This is a genomic window from Bifidobacterium simiarum (genome assembly GCF_002802905.1).
Classification (GTDB): Bacteria; Actinomycetota; Actinomycetes; order Actinomycetales; family Bifidobacteriaceae; genus Galliscardovia; species Galliscardovia simiarum.
Genome location: NZ_PEBK01000011.1, coordinates 1 through 19,588, shown reverse-complemented (window position 1 = coordinate 19,588; position 19,588 = coordinate 1). Strand labels below are relative to the sequence as shown.

General features: G+C 64.7%; 16 protein-coding genes, 1 tRNA gene and 2 pseudogenes. 13 read left to right on the top strand and 6 right to left on the bottom strand.

Features of this window, described 5'->3' with window-relative positions:
* Positions 1 to 38: 38 nt before the first annotated feature.
* The 3 genes from CSQ87_RS09590 (at position 39) to CSQ87_RS09580 (ending at position 2,652) form a co-directional block, all read left to right on the top strand.
* The gene (locus tag CSQ87_RS09590; protein ID WP_100513656.1) at positions 39 to 1,313 is read left to right on the top strand and encodes a cysteine desulfurase; all 1,275 of its coding nucleotides are present in this window, start codon (positions 39 to 41) and stop codon (positions 1,311 to 1,313) included.
* Positions 1,314 to 1,438: 125 nt separating this feature from the next.
* Entirely contained in the window at positions 1,439 to 2,032 is a 594-nt protein-coding gene (gene sufU / locus CSQ87_RS09585) for a Fe-S cluster assembly sulfur transfer protein SufU (RefSeq protein WP_100513655.1), read from the top strand.
* Between the two features lie 2 nt (positions 2,033 to 2,034).
* On the top strand, positions 2,035 to 2,652 hold the full coding sequence (locus CSQ87_RS09580; protein ID WP_100513654.1) for a metal-sulfur cluster assembly factor: 618 nt from the start codon (positions 2,035 to 2,037) through the stop codon (positions 2,650 to 2,652).
* A 115-nt stretch (positions 2,653 to 2,767) separates the two neighbouring features.
* Here CSQ87_RS09580 and glgC read toward each other — a convergent pair whose 3' ends face one another.
* The 3 genes from glgC to CSQ87_RS09565 all read right to left on the bottom strand — a co-directional run bounded on the left by glgC (position 2,768) and on the right by CSQ87_RS09565 (position 5,296).
* Entirely contained in the window at positions 2,768 to 4,012 is a 1,245-nt protein-coding gene (glgC, locus tag CSQ87_RS09575) for a glucose-1-phosphate adenylyltransferase (protein WP_100513653.1), read from the bottom strand.
* A 198-nt stretch (positions 4,013 to 4,210) separates the two neighbouring features.
* Positions 4,211 to 5,083 carry a TrmH family RNA methyltransferase gene (locus tag CSQ87_RS09570; RefSeq protein ID WP_100513652.1) on the bottom strand — a complete coding sequence of 291 codons (873 nt, stop codon included), beginning with the start codon at positions 5,081 to 5,083 and terminating at the stop codon, positions 4,211 to 4,213.
* Positions 5,084 to 5,205: 122 nt separating this feature from the next.
* Positions 5,206 to 5,296, bottom strand: a tRNA-Leu gene (locus CSQ87_RS09565).
* Between the two features lie 97 nt (positions 5,297 to 5,393).
* Between CSQ87_RS09565 and CSQ87_RS09560 the strand changes: the two genes are divergently transcribed.
* From CSQ87_RS09560 to CSQ87_RS09530, 7 genes are all read left to right on the top strand, one after another.
* Positions 5,394 to 6,200: a 16S rRNA (uracil(1498)-N(3))-methyltransferase gene (locus CSQ87_RS09560; protein WP_100513651.1), complete on the top strand. Its 807-nt coding sequence runs from the start codon at positions 5,394 to 5,396 to the stop codon at positions 6,198 to 6,200.
* 174 nt (positions 6,201 to 6,374) lie between these two features.
* Complete coding sequence (locus CSQ87_RS09555; protein WP_100513650.1) at positions 6,375 to 6,713, top strand: histidine triad nucleotide-binding protein; 339 nt, start codon at positions 6,375 to 6,377, stop codon at positions 6,711 to 6,713.
* A gap of 117 nt (positions 6,714 to 6,830) precedes the next feature.
* A complete protein-coding gene (locus CSQ87_RS09550) occupies positions 6,831 to 8,045 on the top strand; it encodes a PhoH family protein (protein ID WP_100513649.1) in 1,215 nt (404 codons plus the stop codon).
* Positions 8,042 to 8,620, top strand: coding sequence for an rRNA maturation RNase YbeY (ybeY, locus tag CSQ87_RS09545; protein ID WP_100513648.1), 579 nt, complete (start codon positions 8,042 to 8,044; stop codon positions 8,618 to 8,620). The genes CSQ87_RS09550 and ybeY overlap by 4 nt, the downstream gene beginning before the upstream one ends.
* 115 nt (positions 8,621 to 8,735) lie before the next feature.
* Positions 8,736 to 10,151, top strand: a complete 1,416-nt coding sequence (locus tag CSQ87_RS09540; RefSeq protein ID WP_100513647.1) for a hemolysin family protein — start codon at positions 8,736 to 8,738, stop codon at positions 10,149 to 10,151.
* Positions 10,152 to 10,245: 94 nt separating this feature from the next.
* A complete protein-coding gene (era, locus tag CSQ87_RS09535) occupies positions 10,246 to 11,217 on the top strand; it encodes a GTPase Era (protein WP_100513646.1) in 972 nt (323 codons plus the stop codon).
* A gap of 35 nt (positions 11,218 to 11,252) precedes the next feature.
* Positions 11,253 to 12,305 (top strand): Gfo/Idh/MocA family protein, encoded by a 1,053-nt coding sequence (locus CSQ87_RS09530; RefSeq protein WP_100513645.1) that lies wholly within the window; start codon positions 11,253 to 11,255, stop codon positions 12,303 to 12,305.
* A gap of 147 nt (positions 12,306 to 12,452) precedes the next feature.
* Here the strand turns inward: CSQ87_RS09530 and CSQ87_RS09525 are convergent.
* Positions 12,453 to 14,342, bottom strand: a pseudogene (locus tag CSQ87_RS09525) (AMP-dependent synthetase/ligase); the annotation flags it as partial.
* Positions 14,343 to 14,681: 339 nt separating this feature from the next.
* On the opposite strand from CSQ87_RS09525, the gene CSQ87_RS09520 reads away from it, so the two are divergent.
* The 3 genes from CSQ87_RS09520 to CSQ87_RS09510 are packed head-to-tail and all read left to right on the top strand — an operon-like array spanning position 14,682 to position 17,592.
* The gene (locus tag CSQ87_RS09520; protein WP_100513643.1) at positions 14,682 to 15,863 is read left to right on the top strand and encodes an NAD(P) transhydrogenase subunit alpha; all 1,182 of its coding nucleotides are present in this window, start codon (positions 14,682 to 14,684) and stop codon (positions 15,861 to 15,863) included.
* Between the two features lie 2 nt (positions 15,864 to 15,865).
* Positions 15,866 to 16,180, top strand: a complete 315-nt coding sequence (locus tag CSQ87_RS09515) for an NAD(P) transhydrogenase subunit alpha part 2 (protein ID WP_100513697.1) — start codon at positions 15,866 to 15,868, stop codon at positions 16,178 to 16,180.
* Entirely contained in the window at positions 16,180 to 17,592 is a 1,413-nt protein-coding gene (locus CSQ87_RS09510) for an NAD(P)(+) transhydrogenase (Re/Si-specific) subunit beta (protein ID WP_100513642.1), read from the top strand. Before CSQ87_RS09515 ends, CSQ87_RS09510 begins: the two co-directional genes overlap by 1 nt.
* A gap of 173 nt (positions 17,593 to 17,765) precedes the next feature.
* Here the strand turns inward: CSQ87_RS09510 and CSQ87_RS09505 are convergent, their stop codons facing one another.
* Both CSQ87_RS09505 and CSQ87_RS09500 read right to left on the bottom strand, forming a co-directional pair.
* Complete coding sequence (locus tag CSQ87_RS09505; RefSeq protein ID WP_100513641.1) at positions 17,766 to 18,332, bottom strand: cupin domain-containing protein; 567 nt, start codon at positions 18,330 to 18,332, stop codon at positions 17,766 to 17,768.
* 145 nt (positions 18,333 to 18,477) lie between these two features.
* Positions 18,478 to 19,485, bottom strand: a pseudogene (locus tag CSQ87_RS09500) (IS30 family transposase); the annotation flags it as partial.
* Positions 19,486 to 19,588 lie beyond the last annotated feature (103 nt).

Sequence of the window (19,588 nt, the reverse complement as noted above, 5' to 3'; positions counted from 1 at the left end):
GAGTGAAAGCACAAGAATCTTTTATATAAGGGGGAATAATGGTTGACTTTGAGGCGATTCGGGCGCAGTTCCCGATTCTTGACCAGCAGATCCACGGCCATCCGCTCGTGTATCTGGACTCGGCCGCGACCTCGCAGAAGCCGCAGGTCGTCATCGACGCGGAATCGAACTTCTACCGCACCATCAACGCCGGCGTGCACCGCGGGGCCCATGAGCTCGCCGCACGCAGCACCGTGGCATTCGAGGAGGCCCGCGCCAAGGTCGCCCGTCTGGTCGGCGCGAACGCCGAGGAAGGGCAGGAGGAGATCGTCGTCACCGCAGGCGCCACCGCCGGCCTGAACCTGCTGGCCACCGCCTTCGGCAACGCCTCACTCGGCCGCGGGGGAGAGGCGGCCAAGCGCTTCGCCATCAAGCCCGGCGACGAGATCGTGGTCTCCGAGGCGGAGCACCATTCCGTGCTGCTGCCGTTCCAGGAGCTGGCCGCCCGCACCGGCGCCACGTTCAAGTGGCTGGGACTCACCGAGGACGGTCGCGTCCGCACCGACAACCTCGACGAGGTCATCACCGAGCGCACCAAGGTCGTCGCCGTCACCCATGTGGGCAACACCACGGGCGCCATCACCAACATCGCGCCGATCATCCGACGCGCCCACGAGGTCGGGGCGATCTTCGTGCTCGACGCATGCCAGTCGGTGCCTCACCTCAAGGTCGACTTCCACGCGCTCGACGTGGACTTCGCCGCCTGGAGCGCCCACAAGATGTACGGCCCCACCGGCGTCGGCTTCCTGTACGGCCGTCGCGAACTGCTCGAGGCGCTGCCCCCGGCCAACTTCGGCGGCTCCATGGTCGAACTCGCCTGGATGGACAAGCCCGCCCAGTACATGGAGCCCCCGGCCCGGTTCGAGGCCGGCACCCAGCCCGTCGCGCAGGTCGTCGCCGCGGGTGTGGCCGCCGAATGGCTGATGAACATCGGCATGGAGAACCTCGAGGCTCACGAGAAGACCATCGCCGCCGAACTGCTCAAGCTCGGCGACATCGACGGCATCCGCATCCTCGGCCCGCGTGAGAACGTGGACCGCATCGGCACCGTGGCCTTCGACGTCAAGGGCGTGCACCCGCATGACGTCGGCCAGTTCATCGACGCGCAGGGCATCGCCATCCGCGTCGGCCACCACTGCGCACAGCCGGTGCACCGTCACTTCGGCCTGTTCGCCTCGAACCGCGCCTCCAGCGGCATCTACAATTCCGTGGATGATGCCCGCGCTCTGGTCGAGGCCGCGAGCAAGGTCCGCGCCTTCTTCAAGGCGGAGTAGGCGCCGGGCGAGGCAAGGCATCAGGCGAAGCGGGCGTCGCGTTCGATGAGGGAATCCTCCCATCGGGCACGACGCCCGCTTCGCCATGGGCGGTATCGGTCCGGCCGGATGTACACTAGGGCATTATGAGCGATTACGGTATGAGTTCCGAAGAACTCGAGCAGATGTATCAGGAGGTCATTCTGGAGGCCTCGAAGGCCCCCCACGGCAAGGTCGGCTTTGCGAAGGGCGGGGCTTCGGAATCCATCGGAGTCAACAGTCTCAGCAGCGGCGAAAGCACCCTGCAGGCCAGTCACGAATACTGCGTGCCGGCCCAGTCCCATCAGTTCAACCCCACCTGCGGCGACGAGGTCACCGTGCGCGTGGAGATCAGCGATGGCAGCGACGGTAAGCCGCAGCGCATCGAGGAGCTCGTGTGGGACGGACAGGGATGCTCGATCTCTCAGGCCAGCCTGTCGATCATGGTCGATCTGGTGCACGGCAAGACCGTGGACGAGGCCATGGACCTGTTCCACGACTTCCACCGTCTGATGGAATCTCGTGGCGCGGGCCTGCATGACGAGGCCGTCGAGGAGAAGCTCGGCGACGCCGTCGTGTTCCAGGGGGTCTCCCGGTACCCGATGCGCATCAAGTGCGCGCTGCTCGGCTGGGAGGGACTTAAGGATTCCATGGCACAGGCCTTGGCTCATATGGAGACAACGAACGCGAAGGAGGCGTGACGATGAGCGAGAACAGCAATCTCGTTCCCGAACCTCAGGACTCGGTCTACCAGTCGGTGGAACGTGCCCTGGGCGGGGATGAGAAGGCCGCACGGCAGGTGATGGCCAATCCGAACCTCGCTGGTTCGGTGACGGGCGGTTCCCTGAAGCAGGATGAGACGGACGGAGCCGGCCACGAATGCGGTTGCGGTGACCATGCCGGATCGTGCGGATGCCAGGACGACAAGGCGGACGCCGAGAACGCCGCCGAGAACGCCATTCCGCTGAAGGCCGTGGACGACATCGGCCGGGCTACGGCCCGTGACGTGCGTGAGGCCATGCATCAGGTCATCGATCCGGAACTCGGTATCGACGTGATCGACCTCGGTCTGGTGTACGGCATCGAGATCGACGAGCTGGGCAGGGCCATCATCACCATGACGCTGACCACCCCGGCATGCCCGCTGACCGACCTGATCGAAGACGAGACGGCGAGCATCCTGGCCGGACTGGTCGAGGAGTTCCGCATCGACTGGACGTGGACCCCGCCGTGGAGCGTGGACAAGATCACCCCCGAGGGCCGCGACCAGCTCGCCGCGCTCGGATTCAACTTCAACAATCTGCCCACCTACGGCGCATAGTACGACCGACGCGTAGTACGACGGATATGAAAAAGGCTTCCCACACTTGGCGGGAAGCCTTTTTCATATCCGAACGATCATATCCAGACGATGGTCGGACGGACCCCGATTGACGTCAGTCGGTGACGATCGTGCCCTTCGGCACCACGGTGATGCCCTCGGGCGTGACGGTGAAGCCACGGGCCAGATCCTTCTCGGTGTCGATGCCGACGGTGGCGTTCTCGGTGAGTACCACGTTCTTGTCGAGGATCGCCTTGTAGACGCGGGCGCGACGGTTGACGGTCACGTTGTTGAACAGGACGGAGTCCACGATCTGAGACCAGGAGTGGATGCGCACGTTCGGGGAGATCACCGAGTGGTGCACCTCGCCGCCGGAGACGATCACGCCGGGGGAGACGATCGAATCGGTGGCGTGGCCGAGACGGTCGCGGCCGGCGTGCACGAACTTCGCCGGCGGCAGGGAGCCCGAGTAGGTGTAGATCGGCCATTCGGTGTTGTACAGGTTGAACTCCGGCACGTAGGCGATCAGGTCCATGTGGGCGTCGTAGAACTGCTTGATCGTACCGACGTCACGCCAGTAGGCGTGATCCTTCTCGGTGGAGCCGGGAACGTCGTTGGTGGTGAAGTCGTAGACGCCGGCCTCGCCTCGCGCGGCGAAGTAGGGGGCGATGTCGCCGCCCATGTCGTGCTTGGTATCCTTGGCCTTCTCGTCCTTGCGCAGCGCGTCGAACAGGGCGGCGGTGTTCGCCACGTAGTTGCCCATCGAGGCAAGCATCATCGTCGGGTCGTCGGCCAGACCCTTCGTGGTGGCCGGCTTCTCCTCGAAGTGGGTGATCTGGTTCGGGTGGTTCGGATCCGTGTTGATCACGCCGAACTGGTTCGACTGGCTGATGGGCTGGCGGATGCCGGCCACGGTGAATTCGGCGCCGGACTCGATGTGGGCTTCGACCATCTGGCGGAAGTCCATGCGGTAGACGTGGTCGGCGCCGACGATCACGACGATGTCGGGCTTGACGTCCTCGATGATGTTGATGGTCTGGTAGATGGCGTCCGCGGAGCCGAGGTACCAGTGCTTGCCGAGGCGCTGCTGCGCCGGGACGGGGGAGACGTAGTTGCCGAGCAGCGAGGAGAAGCGCCAGACCTGCGAGATGTGGCGGTCAAGCGAGTGGGACTTGTACTGCGTGAGCACGATGATGTGCTGGTAGTCGGAATTCACCAGATTGCTCAACGGGAAATCGATCAGACGGTACACGCCGCCGAACGGCACCGCGGGCTTGGCGCGGTCGCGAGTCAGCGGCATCAGGCGTGTGCCCTCGCCACCCGCCAACACGATGGAGAGAATCTTCGGATTTCGTTTCATGGTTATCCCTTGCCTTCTACTCGTCGATGAGAGAACGATGCTTCAATATTGTCACATAATCCTCATTTTGGTGAGAGGCGAGGGCGTGTTGTCCGATTTTTTAGCAATCGTTTGCCGTGTTGTTTCGCAAGGTACACCTCGGGGCAACCGCCGCGTGGCGTCCCGGGAGACTCACGGCGGCCGGGACGACGGTGTGGATCAGCGGTCGAGGCAGCGTGTCGCCCAGAACGTCACCGCACTGGAAGCGGCCACGTTCAGGCTGTCCACGCCGTTGCTCATCGGGATCTTCACGGTCAGGTCGGCGTGGGCGATGGTGTGCTTGGAAAGCCCGTCGCCCTCCGTGCCGAAGATCATGACGAGCCTGTCGATGTGCCCGGGCGTGTCGGGAGTGTTGTTCAGCCGCTCCACGAGATCGTCCAGTCCGATGGAATCGTCGCTCAGGGCGAGGGCCGCGGTGACGAAGCCGGCCTCCTTCAGCTGGGGGATGCCCTTCCACGGCCAGTAGTGCCGGTCATCGCCGCCGATGCGGGTCCACGGCACCTGGAACACCGTGCCCATGGAGACGCGGGCGGCACGGCGGTACAGCGGATCGCCGCAGGAGGGGGTCACCAGCACGGCGTCCACATCCAGCGCCGCGGCGGAGCGCATCAGCGCCCCGATGTTGGTGGGATCGACGATGTCCTCCATCACGGCGACGCGGCGGGCGTTCCGGCACACCTCCTCCACGGAGGGCAGGGTCCAGCGACGCATCGTGGCCAGCGCCCCACGGTGCAGACGGTATCCCGTGATCTTCCTGAGCTCCTCCGCGGTGGCGATGTAGACGGGGACGTCCGCCCCCCAGCGCCGGTCGACGAAATCGAATTCCTCGGCCATGCCCTCGAGCCAGGATTCCTCCACGAGGAACGACACCGGTTCCACCTCGGCCGCCAGCGCACGGTCGATCACCTTGGGGGATTCGGCGATGAACATGCCCATGGAGGGTTCGAGACGGTTCCTCAGCTGCGGTTCGGTCAGATGCGTGAACGACTTCAGCCGGTCGTCGTCGATGGAGGTGATGTGGATGTATTGCATGGCTGCATGGTCCTTTGGTGATGGTCCTTTGGTGGTTTCGCGGCGGGCCGCCGGAAGACCGCCCCGCAACGCCTAGGGGCTTGCGGATATGAAAAAACCCCTTGAAGATCAAGGGGTTCATCTGGTGTCCGGAGCGGGACTTGAACCCGCACGGTTGTATAAAATAACCACTAGCACCTCAAGCTAGCGCGTCTACCATTCCGCCACCCGGACAGGGTGCCTTCGAAAAGCAACGAGTGAAACTATAACACCGACTTGCCGGGCGATGTCAAATCCACGACACGCCGAGTGCATTCGGTAGCCTTGAGGCATGACTTTTCCGTTGTTCCTATTCGATCCCGAGGTCGATGAGACCCCCATCAACAGCGATGAACTGCATAGCGGCTGGATGATCACCGTGCCCGAATCCGTGGCGCGTCACGCGTTCAAGGCGATGCGGCTTGAGGCCGGGGACCAGCTGCAGCTGTCCGACGGCAGGGGACTGCGCATTCTGGCCACCGTACATGACCCGCAGACCCGTCAGGTGACGGTGGATGAGGTGGGGCGCGAATCGGCTCCGGTCACCAGACTCGCCCTGATTCAGGCGCTGGCGAAGTCCGGCCGCGACGAGCAGGCCATCGAAACCGCCACGGAGATCGGCGTGGACGAGGTGATCCCCTGGCAGGCGAACCGTTCGATCGTGCAGTGGAAGGCGGCCAAGGAGGCGAAGGCGGCGGCCAAGTGGCGTCAGGTGCTTGCCGCGGCCACCGAGCAGTCGCGCAGGGCGTGGATGCCGCAGCTGGATCCGAAGGTGACCAGCAGGCAGGTCGTCGAACTGTGCCGCAGGGCGAGCGTCCACGGCGATCTGGTGCTGGTGCTGCATCAGGACGCCACCGATACGTGGGACGACGTCGAACGGCTGGTGCGGGATCTCGCCGATCAGAGCCTCAAGGACGGCCGTTCGCGCAACATCAGCGTGGTGGTGGGCCCCGAGGGCGGCATCAGCGAGGAGGAGGTCGCCTCGTTCGTCGAGGCCGGCGCCCATGCTGTGGTGCTGGGATCGAACATCATGAGGGCCTCCACCGCCGGTCCGGTGGCGCTGACCCTGCTGGCACGCGCGTTGGGACGGTTCGCCTGACGGCGTCCGCGTCGGCGTGCTCCGGATCGCCGTCCGCCGGATTCACCGTCCGTTCCCCTATAGGCCATGTGCCCTTCATACGCCCTTCGCATACCCGTCCGGTGTCGTGAAGCGGTTTATCCGAACGGCGCAATAGCATTGAACCGACGTGTTGCAATCCATGAAGGAGGATGCATGAGCCAGGAAAGCGATTGCCTGTTCTGCAAGATCATCGACGGCCAGATCCCGAGCACGAAGGTGTACGAGGATGACACCACCTATGCGTTCAAGGACATCAACCCCAAGGCCAAGGTGCATGTGCTGATCGTGCCCAAGAACCATTACGCGAACGCCGCGGAACTGGCGAAGAGCGATCCGCGGGAGCTGGCCCACATCGTCGAAGTGGCGCAGTCCATCGCCGACAGGGAGTTCCATGGCGAATACCGTCTGGTGTTCAACACGGGCAAGGACGCGGGACAGACCGTGTTCCACGTGCATGCCCATGTGCTGACCGGCGAAGTCCTTGATGAGTAGTTCTTCGGCCGAATAGGTTTTCGGCCGATCAGTTCTTCAGCCGATCAGTCCCGTCGGCTGCGCCGGAGCCGTTCCGGTGCAGCCGGACGAACAGGAAAGGAAAGGGCCAGAATTTCAGTGGCGACTACGACTCGCACCATCACCATCCCATCCGAACTCAATCCCGTGGCCGTGCTGGGGCCCGCCGATCAGGTGCTGCGCGAAGTGGAGCGGGCGTTCCCCGAGCTCACCATCATCGTGCGGGGCAACCGCGTGGCGATCATGTCCCGGTCGAAGCAGACCGAGGCCCAGGCCGCCCGCGCCCAGGAGATCGTGGAGACGATCATTCAGACCGCCTACACCGCGCCGATGGACGCCGACACCGTGCGCAGGCTGCTCGACACCAGCACCCGGGGCGGCTTCGACGCCAAGGTTCGCGAGCAGATGGGACACACCACCGTGCGCAGCGCGACCCACACCGCCAAGCAGCTGCGCGACCGGGAGAACCGGGAGAAGGGCCGTGCCCCGGCCGTCAAATCCCAGTCCGAGCGTCGCCGGATGCAGGTGCCGGGAGTCATCACGTTCGCTCTCGGCCAGCCGGTGAGGCCGAAGACCGCCGGACAGGTGGCATACGTCAACGCCGTGGAAAGCCATACGATCACCTTCGCCATCGGGCCGGCGGGTACGGGCAAGACCTATCTGGCCGTGGCCAAGGCGGTCCGGGCCTTCGAGGACGGCAAGGTGCGTCGCATCATCCTCACCCGTCCCGCGGTGGAGGCGGGGGAGAACCTCGGCTTCCTGCCCGGTACGCTGAGCGAGAAGGTCGATCCGTATCTGCGACCGCTGTACGACGCGCTGTCCGACATGCTCGGCGCCGACCAGCTGCACCGGTATCTGGCGGACAACACCATCGAGGTGGCCCCGCTCGCCTACATGCGAGGCCGCACCCTCAACGACGCCTATGTGATCCTCGACGAGGCCCAGAACACCACGGAACAGCAGATGAAGATGTTCCTCACCCGACTTGGCTTCAACACGCGGATGATCATCACCGGCGACATCACGCAGGTGGATCTCACCGTGCCGAGGTCCGGCCTCGCCACAATCGAACGGGTGCTCGGCGGCATCGACGACATCGCCTTCATCCATCTGCAGGCCCAGGACGTGGTCAGGCACGAGCTGGTCGGCCGGATCGTGGAGGCCTATGACCATTACGCGCAGCGTCACGAGGGGCACGGGTCGCGCGCCGGTCATGACGATCGCCGGAACGGCCACGACGGACATGACGGCCACGATAGCCATGACGACCATGAGGAGCGTCGGCAGGCGCGGAAGGAGGAACGTGACGCATGAGCGTCGAAGTCACCAATGAGACCCCCTGGACCATCGATCCCAAGGTGTTCTCCGATCTCGGGGTGTGGGTGCTCGATCAGATGAGGGTGAGCACCCAGTCCGACCTGACGATCATGTTCAACGAGCCGGCGGCCATGGCCGTGCTTCATGAGCGGTGGATGAGCCTGGAGGGCCCCACCGACGTGATGAGCTTCCCCATGGACGAGCTGCGTCCCGGCAACGGCAAGGACCTGCCCGAGGGCGTGCTCGGCGACATCGTGATCTGCCCGTACGTGGCGGCCGAACAGGCCCGCGCCGCCGGCCACTCCACGATCCAGGAGATGTTGCTGCTCACCATCCACGGCATCCTTCATCTGCTCGGCTACGATCACACCACCACCGAGGAGGAGCGGCAGATGTTCGGTCTGCAGCGGCAGCTGCTGCTCACCTTCCTCGCGCTGCGCCCCGGCGTGCTGGACGACGTCACGCTTCCCGCGGGATACCCCGATCTGCTCGCGGCATATGACGCGGCCCATCGCGATGACGATGCGAATGATGCGGACGGCGACGAGCCGGACAGGACCGGGAACGAATGATCCTCGGCGGGCCGATAGTCCGCAACGAAACTCACGAAAACAGCACACGGAACAGTGCAACTAGTACACAGAACGCATAGGACCCATAGGAAGTTAGACAGGACTGAACGCAATCATGGTTGACCCTCTGATACCCATCGTCGTCGCGATGACGATCGTCGCTTTGCTGCTGGTCTGGTTCTCGCTGGTCATGGCCTCCGCGGAGGGAGCCGTGGCCCGGGTGACCCGATCGAGCCTGAACAACCGCATTCTGGAGGTGCAGACCAGTTCGGACTCGCAGTTCAGCAAGATGAAGCAGCTCGATCGGATCCACCGCGTACAGCGGCTGGTGTCGGACCGGTTCGCCACCGCGGGGTCCTGCGCGTTCTTCCGCATCGTATGCAATATCGTCGATGGCACTCTGGTGGCGGCCATCGCCGGGCTGATCGGCGCCCCGTTGTGGGGCTCGATGCTGGCCGGCGTGCTGTTCGCCTTCGTGATCGGCGTGGTCTCCGTGCTCGTGCGACCCCGGACCAGCGGGGCGTCCAAGCCGCTGCAGATCATGCTGCGGCACTCCCGGGTCGTGTCGATCGTCTCATGGCTCACCCCGTTCGCCCGGGTGAATGGCATCAACGCCGGCAAAGGCAAGGCCGACCTGTCTGACGACGAGGAGCTGGAGAAGATCCACCTCGATCAGGGCCGAGCCATGATCGACCGGCTGGTGGAGACCGACGACTTCGACCCCGAGATCTCGGAGATGCTGCGCAACGTGCTCACCCTGTCCGAAACGCTGACCCGCGAGATCATGGTGCCGCGCACCGACATGATCTGCATCGGCAGGAACGAGAAGCTCGGCAGCGTGCTCAAGATGTTCTCCCGGTCCGGATTCTCCCGCGTGCCGATCATCGGCGAGTCGGTGGACGATCTCGTCGGCATCGCCTATCTCAAGGATGCGGTCCGTGCCGTGGCGTTCAATCCCGCGGCCACCGATCGGCCGGTCGAGTCGATCAGCCGCGATCCGCTGCTGGTCCCCGAATCCAAGCCGGTGGACGACCTGTTCCATCAGATGCAGCGCCAGCGTCAGCATGTGGCGGTGGTGGTCGACGAGTACGGCGGCATCGCCGGTCTGGTCACGATCGAGGACGCCATCGAGCAGATCGTGGGCGAACTGGAGGACGAGCATGACCGCACGCAGAAGCTCGAGCCGGAACGCATCGCGGAAGGCAAGTGGAAGTTCCCCGCCAGGGCCTCCATAGCCGACATCGAGGAGCTCTTCGAAATCGACATCGACGAGGACGACGTCGATACGCTCTACGGCCTGCTCACCAAGATGCTCGGCAAGGTGCCGCTGGTGGGATCGTCCGCGGTCACGCACGGTCTGCGGCTGACGGCCGTCGACTCCGCGGGACGCCGCAAGAAGGTCTCCACCATTCTGGTCGAAGTGGCCGGCGACTCCGGCATCGAGCACGACGAGCGCCACGAGCACGTCGCCGAACGCGCGCAGCGGGAGGACGATGCCTCCGACGGCAGGCGCGACCAGAGCGCGCAGTGAGATTTACGCAGCCGCGCAGTGATTTACGCAGTCACGCGGTGATTGGCACAGCCGAGCAGTGATTTGCACAGGCTTCACGCTAAGGTAATGCGGTATGCAAGAAGTTTACCGATCCGGATTCATCGCGGTCGTCGGACGACCGAACGTAGGAAAGTCCACGCTGATCAACGCACTGATCGGCTCGCACATCGCCATCACCTCCTCACGCCCCGAGACCACGCGAAAGGCCATCCGCGGCGTGATGACCACCGAGAACGCCCAGATCGTACTCGTCGACACCCCCGGCATCCACCGTCCCCGCACGCTGCTGGGACAGCGCCTCAACGACATCGTCGACGAATCGCTGTCCGAGGCGGACGCCATCGCCTTCCTGCTGCCGGCCGATCAGGAGATCGGACCGGGAGACAAGCGCATCCTCAGCCGTCTGCGCAGCCAGTTCGCCACGAAGCTCGACGACGGCGGATTCAAGTGGAAGGTGCCGCTGATCGGCATCGTCACCAAGATCGACGAGCTGAACCGCACCCAGCTGGTCGACAAGCTCATCGAGATCAACGAGTTCGCCGATTTCACCGAGATCGTGCCGGTCTCCGCGCTGCAGCAGGACAACCTCGACGAGGTGCGGCAGGTGCTCATCGACGCCATGCCCGAAGGCCCGAAGATGTACCCCGACGACCAGCTCACCGAGGAATCCCCGGAGGAGGACATCGCCGAACTGGTGCGAGGAGCATTCCTCGAGGAGCTTGACGACGAGCTGCCGCACTCCCTGGCCGTGGTGGTCGATGCCATCGAATACCCGGATGACGAGGAATCGCAGGAGGAGGGTGATTTCGACGCCCCCGCGACCCCGAAGCCCAAGGCTCAGGTGCACGTGTCGGTGTACGTGGAACGCGACTCCCAGAAGCCGATCATCATCGGCAGGAAGGCCGAGCACCTGGTTCGGGTCAAGAAGAAGCTGCGCACGCCGATCAATCGCATCGTCGGCTGCAAGGCCAACCTCGACATGCATGTGAAGGTGGCCAAGGGCTGGCAGTCCGACCCCAAGAAGCTGGAACGTCTCGGCTTCTGAGCGACGCGGAATAACGAAGACAGGAGGAACAATCCATGAGCGCAAGGAACGGCGCGCACAGCGGCACCGTCAACGTGGCCATCCTCGGCTGCGGACGCATCGCCCATCACATGGCGGACACCCTGCGGCAGATGGCCGCCGACGAACGCTACACGAGGCTCGTCAGGCCGTATGCGGTGGCCACGCGGGCGGATCTGAGCCGAGCCGAGGCGTTCGCGAAGCAGTACGGCTTCCCGAAGGCCTACGGCTCCTATGAGGAGCTGCTGGCCGACCCGGAAGTCGATCTGGTGTACGTCGCCACGCCGCACGCGCTGCACGCCGGCCATGCCATCGCCTGCATGATGGCGGGCAAGAACGTGCTCGTGGAAAAATCCTTCACTGCCAACGAAGCGCAGGCCGGGAAGGTACTGGACGTCTCGCGTCAGACCGGGATGCTGTGCACCGAGGCGATCTGGACCCGATACATGCCCAGTCGTCGGATCATCCTCGACGTCCTGGCCTCCGGGGCGATCGGCACGCCGCATCAGGCGTACGCGAATCTGTCGTACCCGACCATGCACAAGGCGAGGATGATCGATCCCGCCATGGCCGGCGGGGCGTTGCTCGACGTCGGCGTGTACCCGATCAACTTCGTGATGATGGCGTTCCCCGGCGCCCAGCCGTCACGTACGGTCAGCGCCTGCTCGTTCACCGACAGGGGAGTGGACGAACAGTTCTCCGCCACGTTCTGGCTCGACAACGACGTGATGGCGGTCATCGACTCCTCCATGGTGTCCGTCGGCAGCCGCACCGGCATCATCCAGGGCGATGCCGGGTACCTGATCGTCGAGAACATCAACAATCCGGAACGCATCGACGTATTCGACGCCGATCATCGCCGGGTGGATTCCCTCGACGTGCCGAGGCAGCTCACCGGATACGAATATCAGGTCGTGTCGGCCGCCAAGGCCGTGCTGCGCGGCGACATCGAATGCGAGGAGATGCCCCACGCGGAAACGCTGCGCATCATGCGGATCATGGACGGGCTGCGGGCGCAGTGGGGCGAGGTGTACCCGTTCGAGCGTGCGGCCGACGGTTCGTACCGCTGATCCGCCGGAATGGCGCCGGGTTGGGATCGGCGCCACCGAGTCATGTCCGTGACATGGCCGGATACGATGAGGGCCCGGACGATTCCGAAAGATCGGATCGTCCGGGCCCTCGATTTTCCGCGTCGGCCGTTCGGGCCGACGGACGGATTACTTGCTCTTCTTGCGTGGCGCGTACATCTGCGTGTTGAGCAGATCGGCGTAGCGGGCGATCACCTTGGGGCGGATCACCTTCATCGACGCGGTGAGCAGACCGTTCTCCTGACTGAACTCCTCGGGCAGAACGATGAACTTGCGCACGGATTCGGCGCGGGAGACCCCCTCGTTCGCCAGATTCACGAACTTCTGGATCTCGGCGCGGACCGCGGCGTTGTTCGCCGCATCCTCGAGGCTCATGTTGCGGTCGAGCCCCTTGGACTCCAGCCACGGGCGAAGCGTCTCCTCGTCCAGCGTGATCAGCGCCGAGATGAACGGACGCTTGTCGCCGAGCACCAGCGCCTGCGAGACGAATTCGCAACGCTGGATCACCTCCTCGATCGGACCGGGAGCCACGTTCTTGCCGCCGGCGGTGATGATGAGGTCCTTCTTGCGGCCGGTGATATACAGGAAGCCGTCGTTCTCCAGCTTGCCGAGATCGCCGGTGGTGTACCAGCCGTCCTCGGTGAAGGACGACTCCGAGGCCTCGTCGTTCTTGTGGTAGCGGGGGAACACCGCCGTGCCCTTGACCTGGATCTCGCCGTCCTCGGCGATGCGCAGCTTGAATCCGGGGAAGGCGATGCCGACGGAACCCTGATGGAACGGCACGCCCAGCGGGTTGAACGCGCACGGCGCCGTGGTTTCGGTCAGGCCGTAGCCTTCGTACACCGGCACGTTGGCGCCGCGGAAGAACGCCAGCAGCTCCGGGTCGAGCGGGGCGCCGCCGGCGACGATCCACTTGGCGCGGCCGCCGAGCGCCTGACGCAGCGAGGAGTAGACCAGCGGATCGTACATGGCGCGCTTCGCCGCGGTCGAGGCCTTGGCCTTGCCATCGGAGGACATCTCGTCCATGTACTTGCGGGCGGTGAGCGCGGCCTGGGCGAAGATGATGCCCTTGGCGCCATGACCGGCCTTCTGGGATGCCGCGTTGTACACCTTCTCCAGCACGCGGGGCACCACGATCATCACGGAGGGCTTGGCCACCTGCAGGTCGGCGATCAGCGTCTTGATGCCCTGCGCGATGTAGATGCGGATGTCGCTGGCCACGCAGATGTAGTTGATGGCGCGGGCGAAGGAGTGCGCCTGCGGCAGGAACAGCAGCACGGAGTTGTCCTTGTTGTGCAGCAGATCCGGCATGTAGTCGGGCAGGTTCAGCGCCGTGGTGCAGTAATGCTCGTGCGTCATCTCCACGCCCTTGGGGGCGGCCGTGGAGCCGGAGGTATATACGATCGAGCACAGGTCGGTCTTCTTCACCGAGTCGATGCGCTCGTCAAGCGTCTGGTCGTCGATCGACGTGCCGTAGGCCTTGAGCTCCTCCAGACCGCCGGTCTCGATGCAGGCGATGTGCTCCAACGACGGGCAGTCCTCCACCGCGCCGTCGGCCTTGGCCTGCATGTCCTCGGTCTGCACGATCAGCAGACGGGCGTCGGAGTTGTTGACGATGTTGCGGATCTGCTCGGCCGAATCGGTGTCGTAGATCGTGGCCAGCACGCCGCCGCAGGCCATCACCGCGGCATCGGTCACATCCCATTCATACGACGTGCGGCACATGAATGCCACGCCGTCGCCCTTCCTCAGTCCGTAGTGCATCAGGCCCTTGGCCACGGCGCGCACGTCGGCGAGGAACTCGTTCGCGGTCTTCGTGGTCCACTGGCCGTTGTCCTTGTAGGTGTACAGCGGCTCGTCGCCCATGCGGCGCGCACGGTCCGCGTAGATGTCGTAGATGGACATGCCCTCGTCCAGCGGCGGCCGGCCCTCGGTGTCGGTGGTCAGCAGGCCGGTCTGCGGATCGATGAAGGTGGTGGTGGGGAAGTTCGGCCCCCATTCGTCGGTGTGCGGGAGACGGACGGCATCGCTGGCCGCCACGCCGTGTTCCGCGTCGTCGAGCACCTCGTTGTCGCCGGAGGCCTCATCGTCGTATCGTCCAAGACTGGCGGCCTGCCGGGCCGTTTCGATGATCTGCGACTTGATGGAAGAGAACAATCCCACAATGACTCCTTGAATATGCGTAGCTCCCTACTGTAATCGGAACGAGGGAGAACGGCGAACACAAGTGAACGCAAACACACCATTATAAGCAAAACTCTCCGTCGCGAACCTCTCTATTGCCATGTGTTCGCCTTCGTATACACTTACCGGAGGCACCGGGCTTTCCGATGCCCTTAGAGATCAGAGGAGGACCAGGTGGCGGAAGATACGCAATCGACCATCACTTATGGAATTTTCAACGAGACCGCGGAACATGAGTCCCGTGTGGCGCTCACCCCCGATATCGTCAAACGACTCAAGCGTTCCGGCGTCGACTGCGTCATCGAACGCAATGCCGGCCATGCCGCGGGATTCAGCGACGACGACTACGTCAAGGCGGGCGCCAAGGTCGCGACCAGGGACGAGATCATCGCCCAGTCGCAGGCCTTCGGATTCGTGGACCGCCCGGACGCCGAGCTGATCGACCGACTGCCGAAAGGTTCATGGGTCATCGGCATGCTCGGATCGTTCACCGATCAGGCATACGTGGATCATCTGGAACAGGCCGGTCTCGTCGGCGTCGCCATCGAAAAGCTGCCAAGGCAGCTCAGCTCCGCCCAGTCCATGGACGAGATGACCTCGCAGAACTCCGTCATGGGCTACAAGGCCGTGCTCAAGGCGGCCGACGCCTACGGCTCGTTCTTCCCGATGATGACCACCGCGGCCGGCACCATCCGCCCCGCCAAGGTCCTCATCCTGGGTGCGGGCATCGCCGGACTGCAGGCCATCGGCACCGCGCGCCGACTCGGCGCCGTCGTCACCGCCTACGACGTGCGACCCGCTGCCAAGGGCGAAGTGCTCTCCCTCGGCGCCAAGTTCCTCGACCTCGGACTTGACTTCTCGCAAGGTCAGGGCGAAGGCGGCTACGCCCGCCAGCTCACCGCCGAGGAGCAGGCCGCCCAGCAGGCCGCCGTCGACCAGAAGGCCGCGGAATTCGACGTGGTCATCACCACCGCCAAGGTTCCCGGCCGCAAGCCCCCGATGCTGCTCACCAAGGCCGGCGTGGACGGGCTGCACCGCGGCGCCGTGATCGTCGACTGCGCCGCCAGCGACCTCGGCGGCAACGTCGAAGGCTCCAAGCCCAACCAGACCCTCATCACCGACAACGGCGTGCAGCTCATCGGCGCGCCCGATCTCGCCAGCGGAGTCGCCACCACCGCCTCCAACCTGCTTGCCCGCAACGTCGCCGACGTGCTCGCCCACTTCGTGACCGACGGCAAGCTCGCCATGGACCTCGGCGAGGAACTCGATGACGCTCTCGTCGTCGCCGGCCGAGTCGAAGCCCCGGCGCAGGCCGCGGAAGAAACCTCGAAAGAATCAGTAGAAGGGGAGAAGTGATCATGCCCGATCTCGTCGTTTCGATCACCCTGTTCGTTCTCGCCCTGCTCATCGGCATTGAGGTCATCGGCAAGGTGCCGGCGACCCTCCACACGCCGCTGATGTCGGGCGCCAACTCCATCCACGGCATCGTCATCGTCGGCGTCGTCATCGTTGCCGCCGAAGCGCACACGCCGCTTGCCTACGTGTTCATCTTCCTCGCCGCCGTACTCGGCACCATGAACGTCGTCGGCGGCTACGTGGTCACCGACCGCATGCTGGAGATGTTCAAGAGCTCCAAGCCCTCCAAGAAGGACCAGAAGGAAGGCGATAAGTAATGACCGCAACTCCCATCGATATCGTCGCATGGTTCGTGTACCTGCTGGCCGCCGTCATGTTCGTCATGGGCCTGCACTTCATGAACTCCCCGAAGACCGCGCGCAAAGGCAACCAGATCTCCGCCACCGGCATGGTGTTCGCCGTCATCATGGCGTTCGTCCACCTCTTCGTCAAGGGCTTCATCTCCACCACCGCGGTGATCGTGCTCGTCGTCGGCATCCTCATCGGTGCCGTCGCCGGCGTCGCCTCCGCCAAGAAGGTCAAGATGACCGACATGCCGCAGCTCGTCTCCGTCTTCAACACCGTCGGCGGCGGCGCGGCCGCACTCGTCGCCCTCAACGACATCCTCACCAACGAACAGCTGCCCACCCTCGTCGTGCTCATCACCGCCGGCCTCGGCATCATGATCGGCTCCGTCACCTTCACCGGTTCGCTCATCGCCGCCGGCAAGCTCCAGGGCGTCAAGTTCGTCAAGAACCTCAAGCTGTCCGGCAAGAGCTTCTGGAACGTGCTGTTCATCCTCCTCACCGTCGCCGCCTTCGTCATGCTGTGCGTCCAGCCCGAACAGCGCCTCCTGTGGTCCGTCCTGACCACCGTGTTCGCCCTGTGCTACGGCCTCGTGTTCGTCATCCCCATCGGCGGCGCCGACATGCCCGTCGTCATTTCCGTGCTCAACGCCTGCACCGGCACCGCCGTCGCCATGTCCGGCCTCGCCATCGACAACGTGGCCCTCATCGTCGCCGGCGCCCTCGTCGGCGCGGCCGGCGTCACCCTCTCCATCCTCATGGCCCAGGCCATGAACCGACCGCTCCTCTCCGTCCTCGCCGGCGGATTCGGCGGCGACAACGCAGCCGGCGGCGACGACGGCGTGACCGGCACCATGAAGGAAACCTCCGCCGACGACGTCGCCGTCCAGCTCGTCTACGCCCAGAAGGTCATCTTTGTCCCCGGCTTCGGCCTCGCCATGGCCCAGGCCCAGCGCGAACTCGCCGACCTCGGCGAACTCCTCAAGAGCCGCGGCGTCGAAGTCGCCTACGCCATCCATCCCGTCGCCGGTCGTATGCCCGGCCACATGAACGTGCTCCTCGCCGAAGCCAACGTCCCCTACGAGGAACTCGTCGACCTCGACGACATCAACCCGCAGTTCCCCACCGCCACCATCTCCCTCGTCGTCGGCGCCAACGACGTCACCAACCCCGCCGCCCGCCGACCCGGCACCCCCGTCTCCGGCATGCCCATCCTCGACGTCGACAAATCCCAAAACGTCGTCGTCATCAAGCGCGGCCGCGGCAAAGGCTACGCCGGCATCGAAAACGAGCTGTACTTCAACGACAACACGCAGATGCTGTTCGGCGATGCTAAGAAGGAATTGCAAGCCATCATCGCCTCCGTCAAGGAGCTCATCGCATAACGGAGTGTTTTCTGCGTTGCGGGAGACTCGACGTACCCTCGTACGCCTTCGCCTCCCGTGCCTTGAAAACACACGCGTCACGCGATCAATTCTTGCGAAGTTAATGATTCGCTTTGAATTGATTGCTTGGGTCCTGTCCTGTTGGGCGGGACCTTTTTTCGTTTCGCGGGGCGTCACCGATCGGCCAGAGTGAAGCCTTCGAAGGTGAAGCCGGGGCTTACCACACAGGAGACCAGCGCGTCGGCGTCACCGGGGACGGTACGCTGCCAGGTTCCCGCGGGCACGACCGCATGGCCGACGACGGTCTCGAGGCCGGGATTGTCGAGGTCGCCGCTGACCGTTCCGACCAATCCGGATCCGAGCGTGATCATCTGGGATTGCGAGACATCGGGGGAGGAGCCGTCGCCCGCCAGCTCGAGCGTAACCGTTCCGGGGCCGTGCCACAGCCAGATCTCATCGGCATCCACCTGATGCCAGTCGCTGAAATCGCCGGCGGGCAGCAGGAAATAGATCAGGGACGCCAGCGGACGGTTCCCGGTGACCACGGCGAGCTCCGACGCCGTGGCCGTGGCGAACGATTCGGGGGAGTGGACCGGCGACTGCCAGTCACGCCGATACCATCCTCCCTCCGGATGCGGCTCCAACCCAATCTTCGCGATAACCGCCTTCGCATAACCGCTCAGCGGACCCGCATCATGCGCCGGCTTCGCCAAGCTCGTTCCATTGTCTTCAGATGCCATGCCGCTTTCCTTCCACGTGTTCCGTTCCATCGGTATCCAGCATAAGCGGCCCGCTCGTATGATCTCGTCTTCCCCTCGATACCTGGCGGATTCTAGTGGTGGTTGCAACACCCGTGTTGCTATCTGATCTGGTCGTGTGATCGTATCATGCCGCGTCGAGCAGGTCGAGCATCACCTCGCTCGGCTTGCGGAACCCGAGCGTCTTGCGCGGCCGGTCGTTCATCTCCTCGGCGACCGCGTCCAGATACGCCTGCGAGTATCCCGACAGGTCGGTGCCCTTCGGGAAGTACTGGCGCAGCAGCCCGTTCGTGTTCTCGTTCGTGCCCCGCTGCCAGGGCGAGTGCGGGTCGCAGAAGTACACGTCCATGTCCAGCGCGGCCGAGATGCGTCCGTGCAGCGCGAGCTCGCCGCCCTGGCCCCACGTCAGCGAGTTGCGCAGATGCTTCGGAAGCCGCCGCATCTGCCCGACGATGGCCCGCCGCACGTGCTCGGCGTCGTGCCCGTCGGGCAGGTGCAGCAGGATCAGGAACCGGGTCGAGCGCTCCACGAGCGTGCCGATCTCGCTGCGGTTGTTCGCGCCCATGATCAGGTCGCCCTCCCAGTGCCCGGGCACGGCCCGGTCCTCCGCCTCCGCGGGACGCTGTGAGATCATGAGCATCGGCTCGCGGAACCGCGGCCTCCTCACGTCGCCGCCGCGCGGCCGGCGCGTCGCCCTGCCGCCTCTCAGCGCCCGGGCGACGTCCCGTCCCGGCTCGCCCCGGGCCTGGACGTAGATGGCCTGGTAGATGGTCTCCGCGCATACGTGCATGTCCCCATTATCCGGGAAGTCGATCCTCAGACGGCGCGCGATCTGCTCCGGACTCCAGTGCGAGGCGAGCCCCTCCCGGATGTAGCCGAGCAGCCCCGGGACCGCCCGCACCCTCGCGGTCTTCGGCCTCGCGCGCCTCGCGGCGCTCGTGCGCTGGGCTCGGTACGGCTCGTACGCGCCCGTTCCGGGATCCGCGTTGCGCCGGATCTCCCGGCCCGCGGTCGAGGCCGGCCGTCCCAGACGGCGCGCGATCTCGCGCACGGACGCGCCGGCGAGCCTCCAGTCCGCGATGCCGATGCGCTCGTCCGGGCTCAGGTACCGCGGGCTGATCGGCTTCGCCGCGTCCGGGCCCTCGCCGTGTCCGTGATCGTGGGACTGTCTCTTTAAGTGTGTAACTGGTGGTTTTTCGTTTGTCAGTTCCTGTCATCCGGCCAGCGGTCGGCGAAGG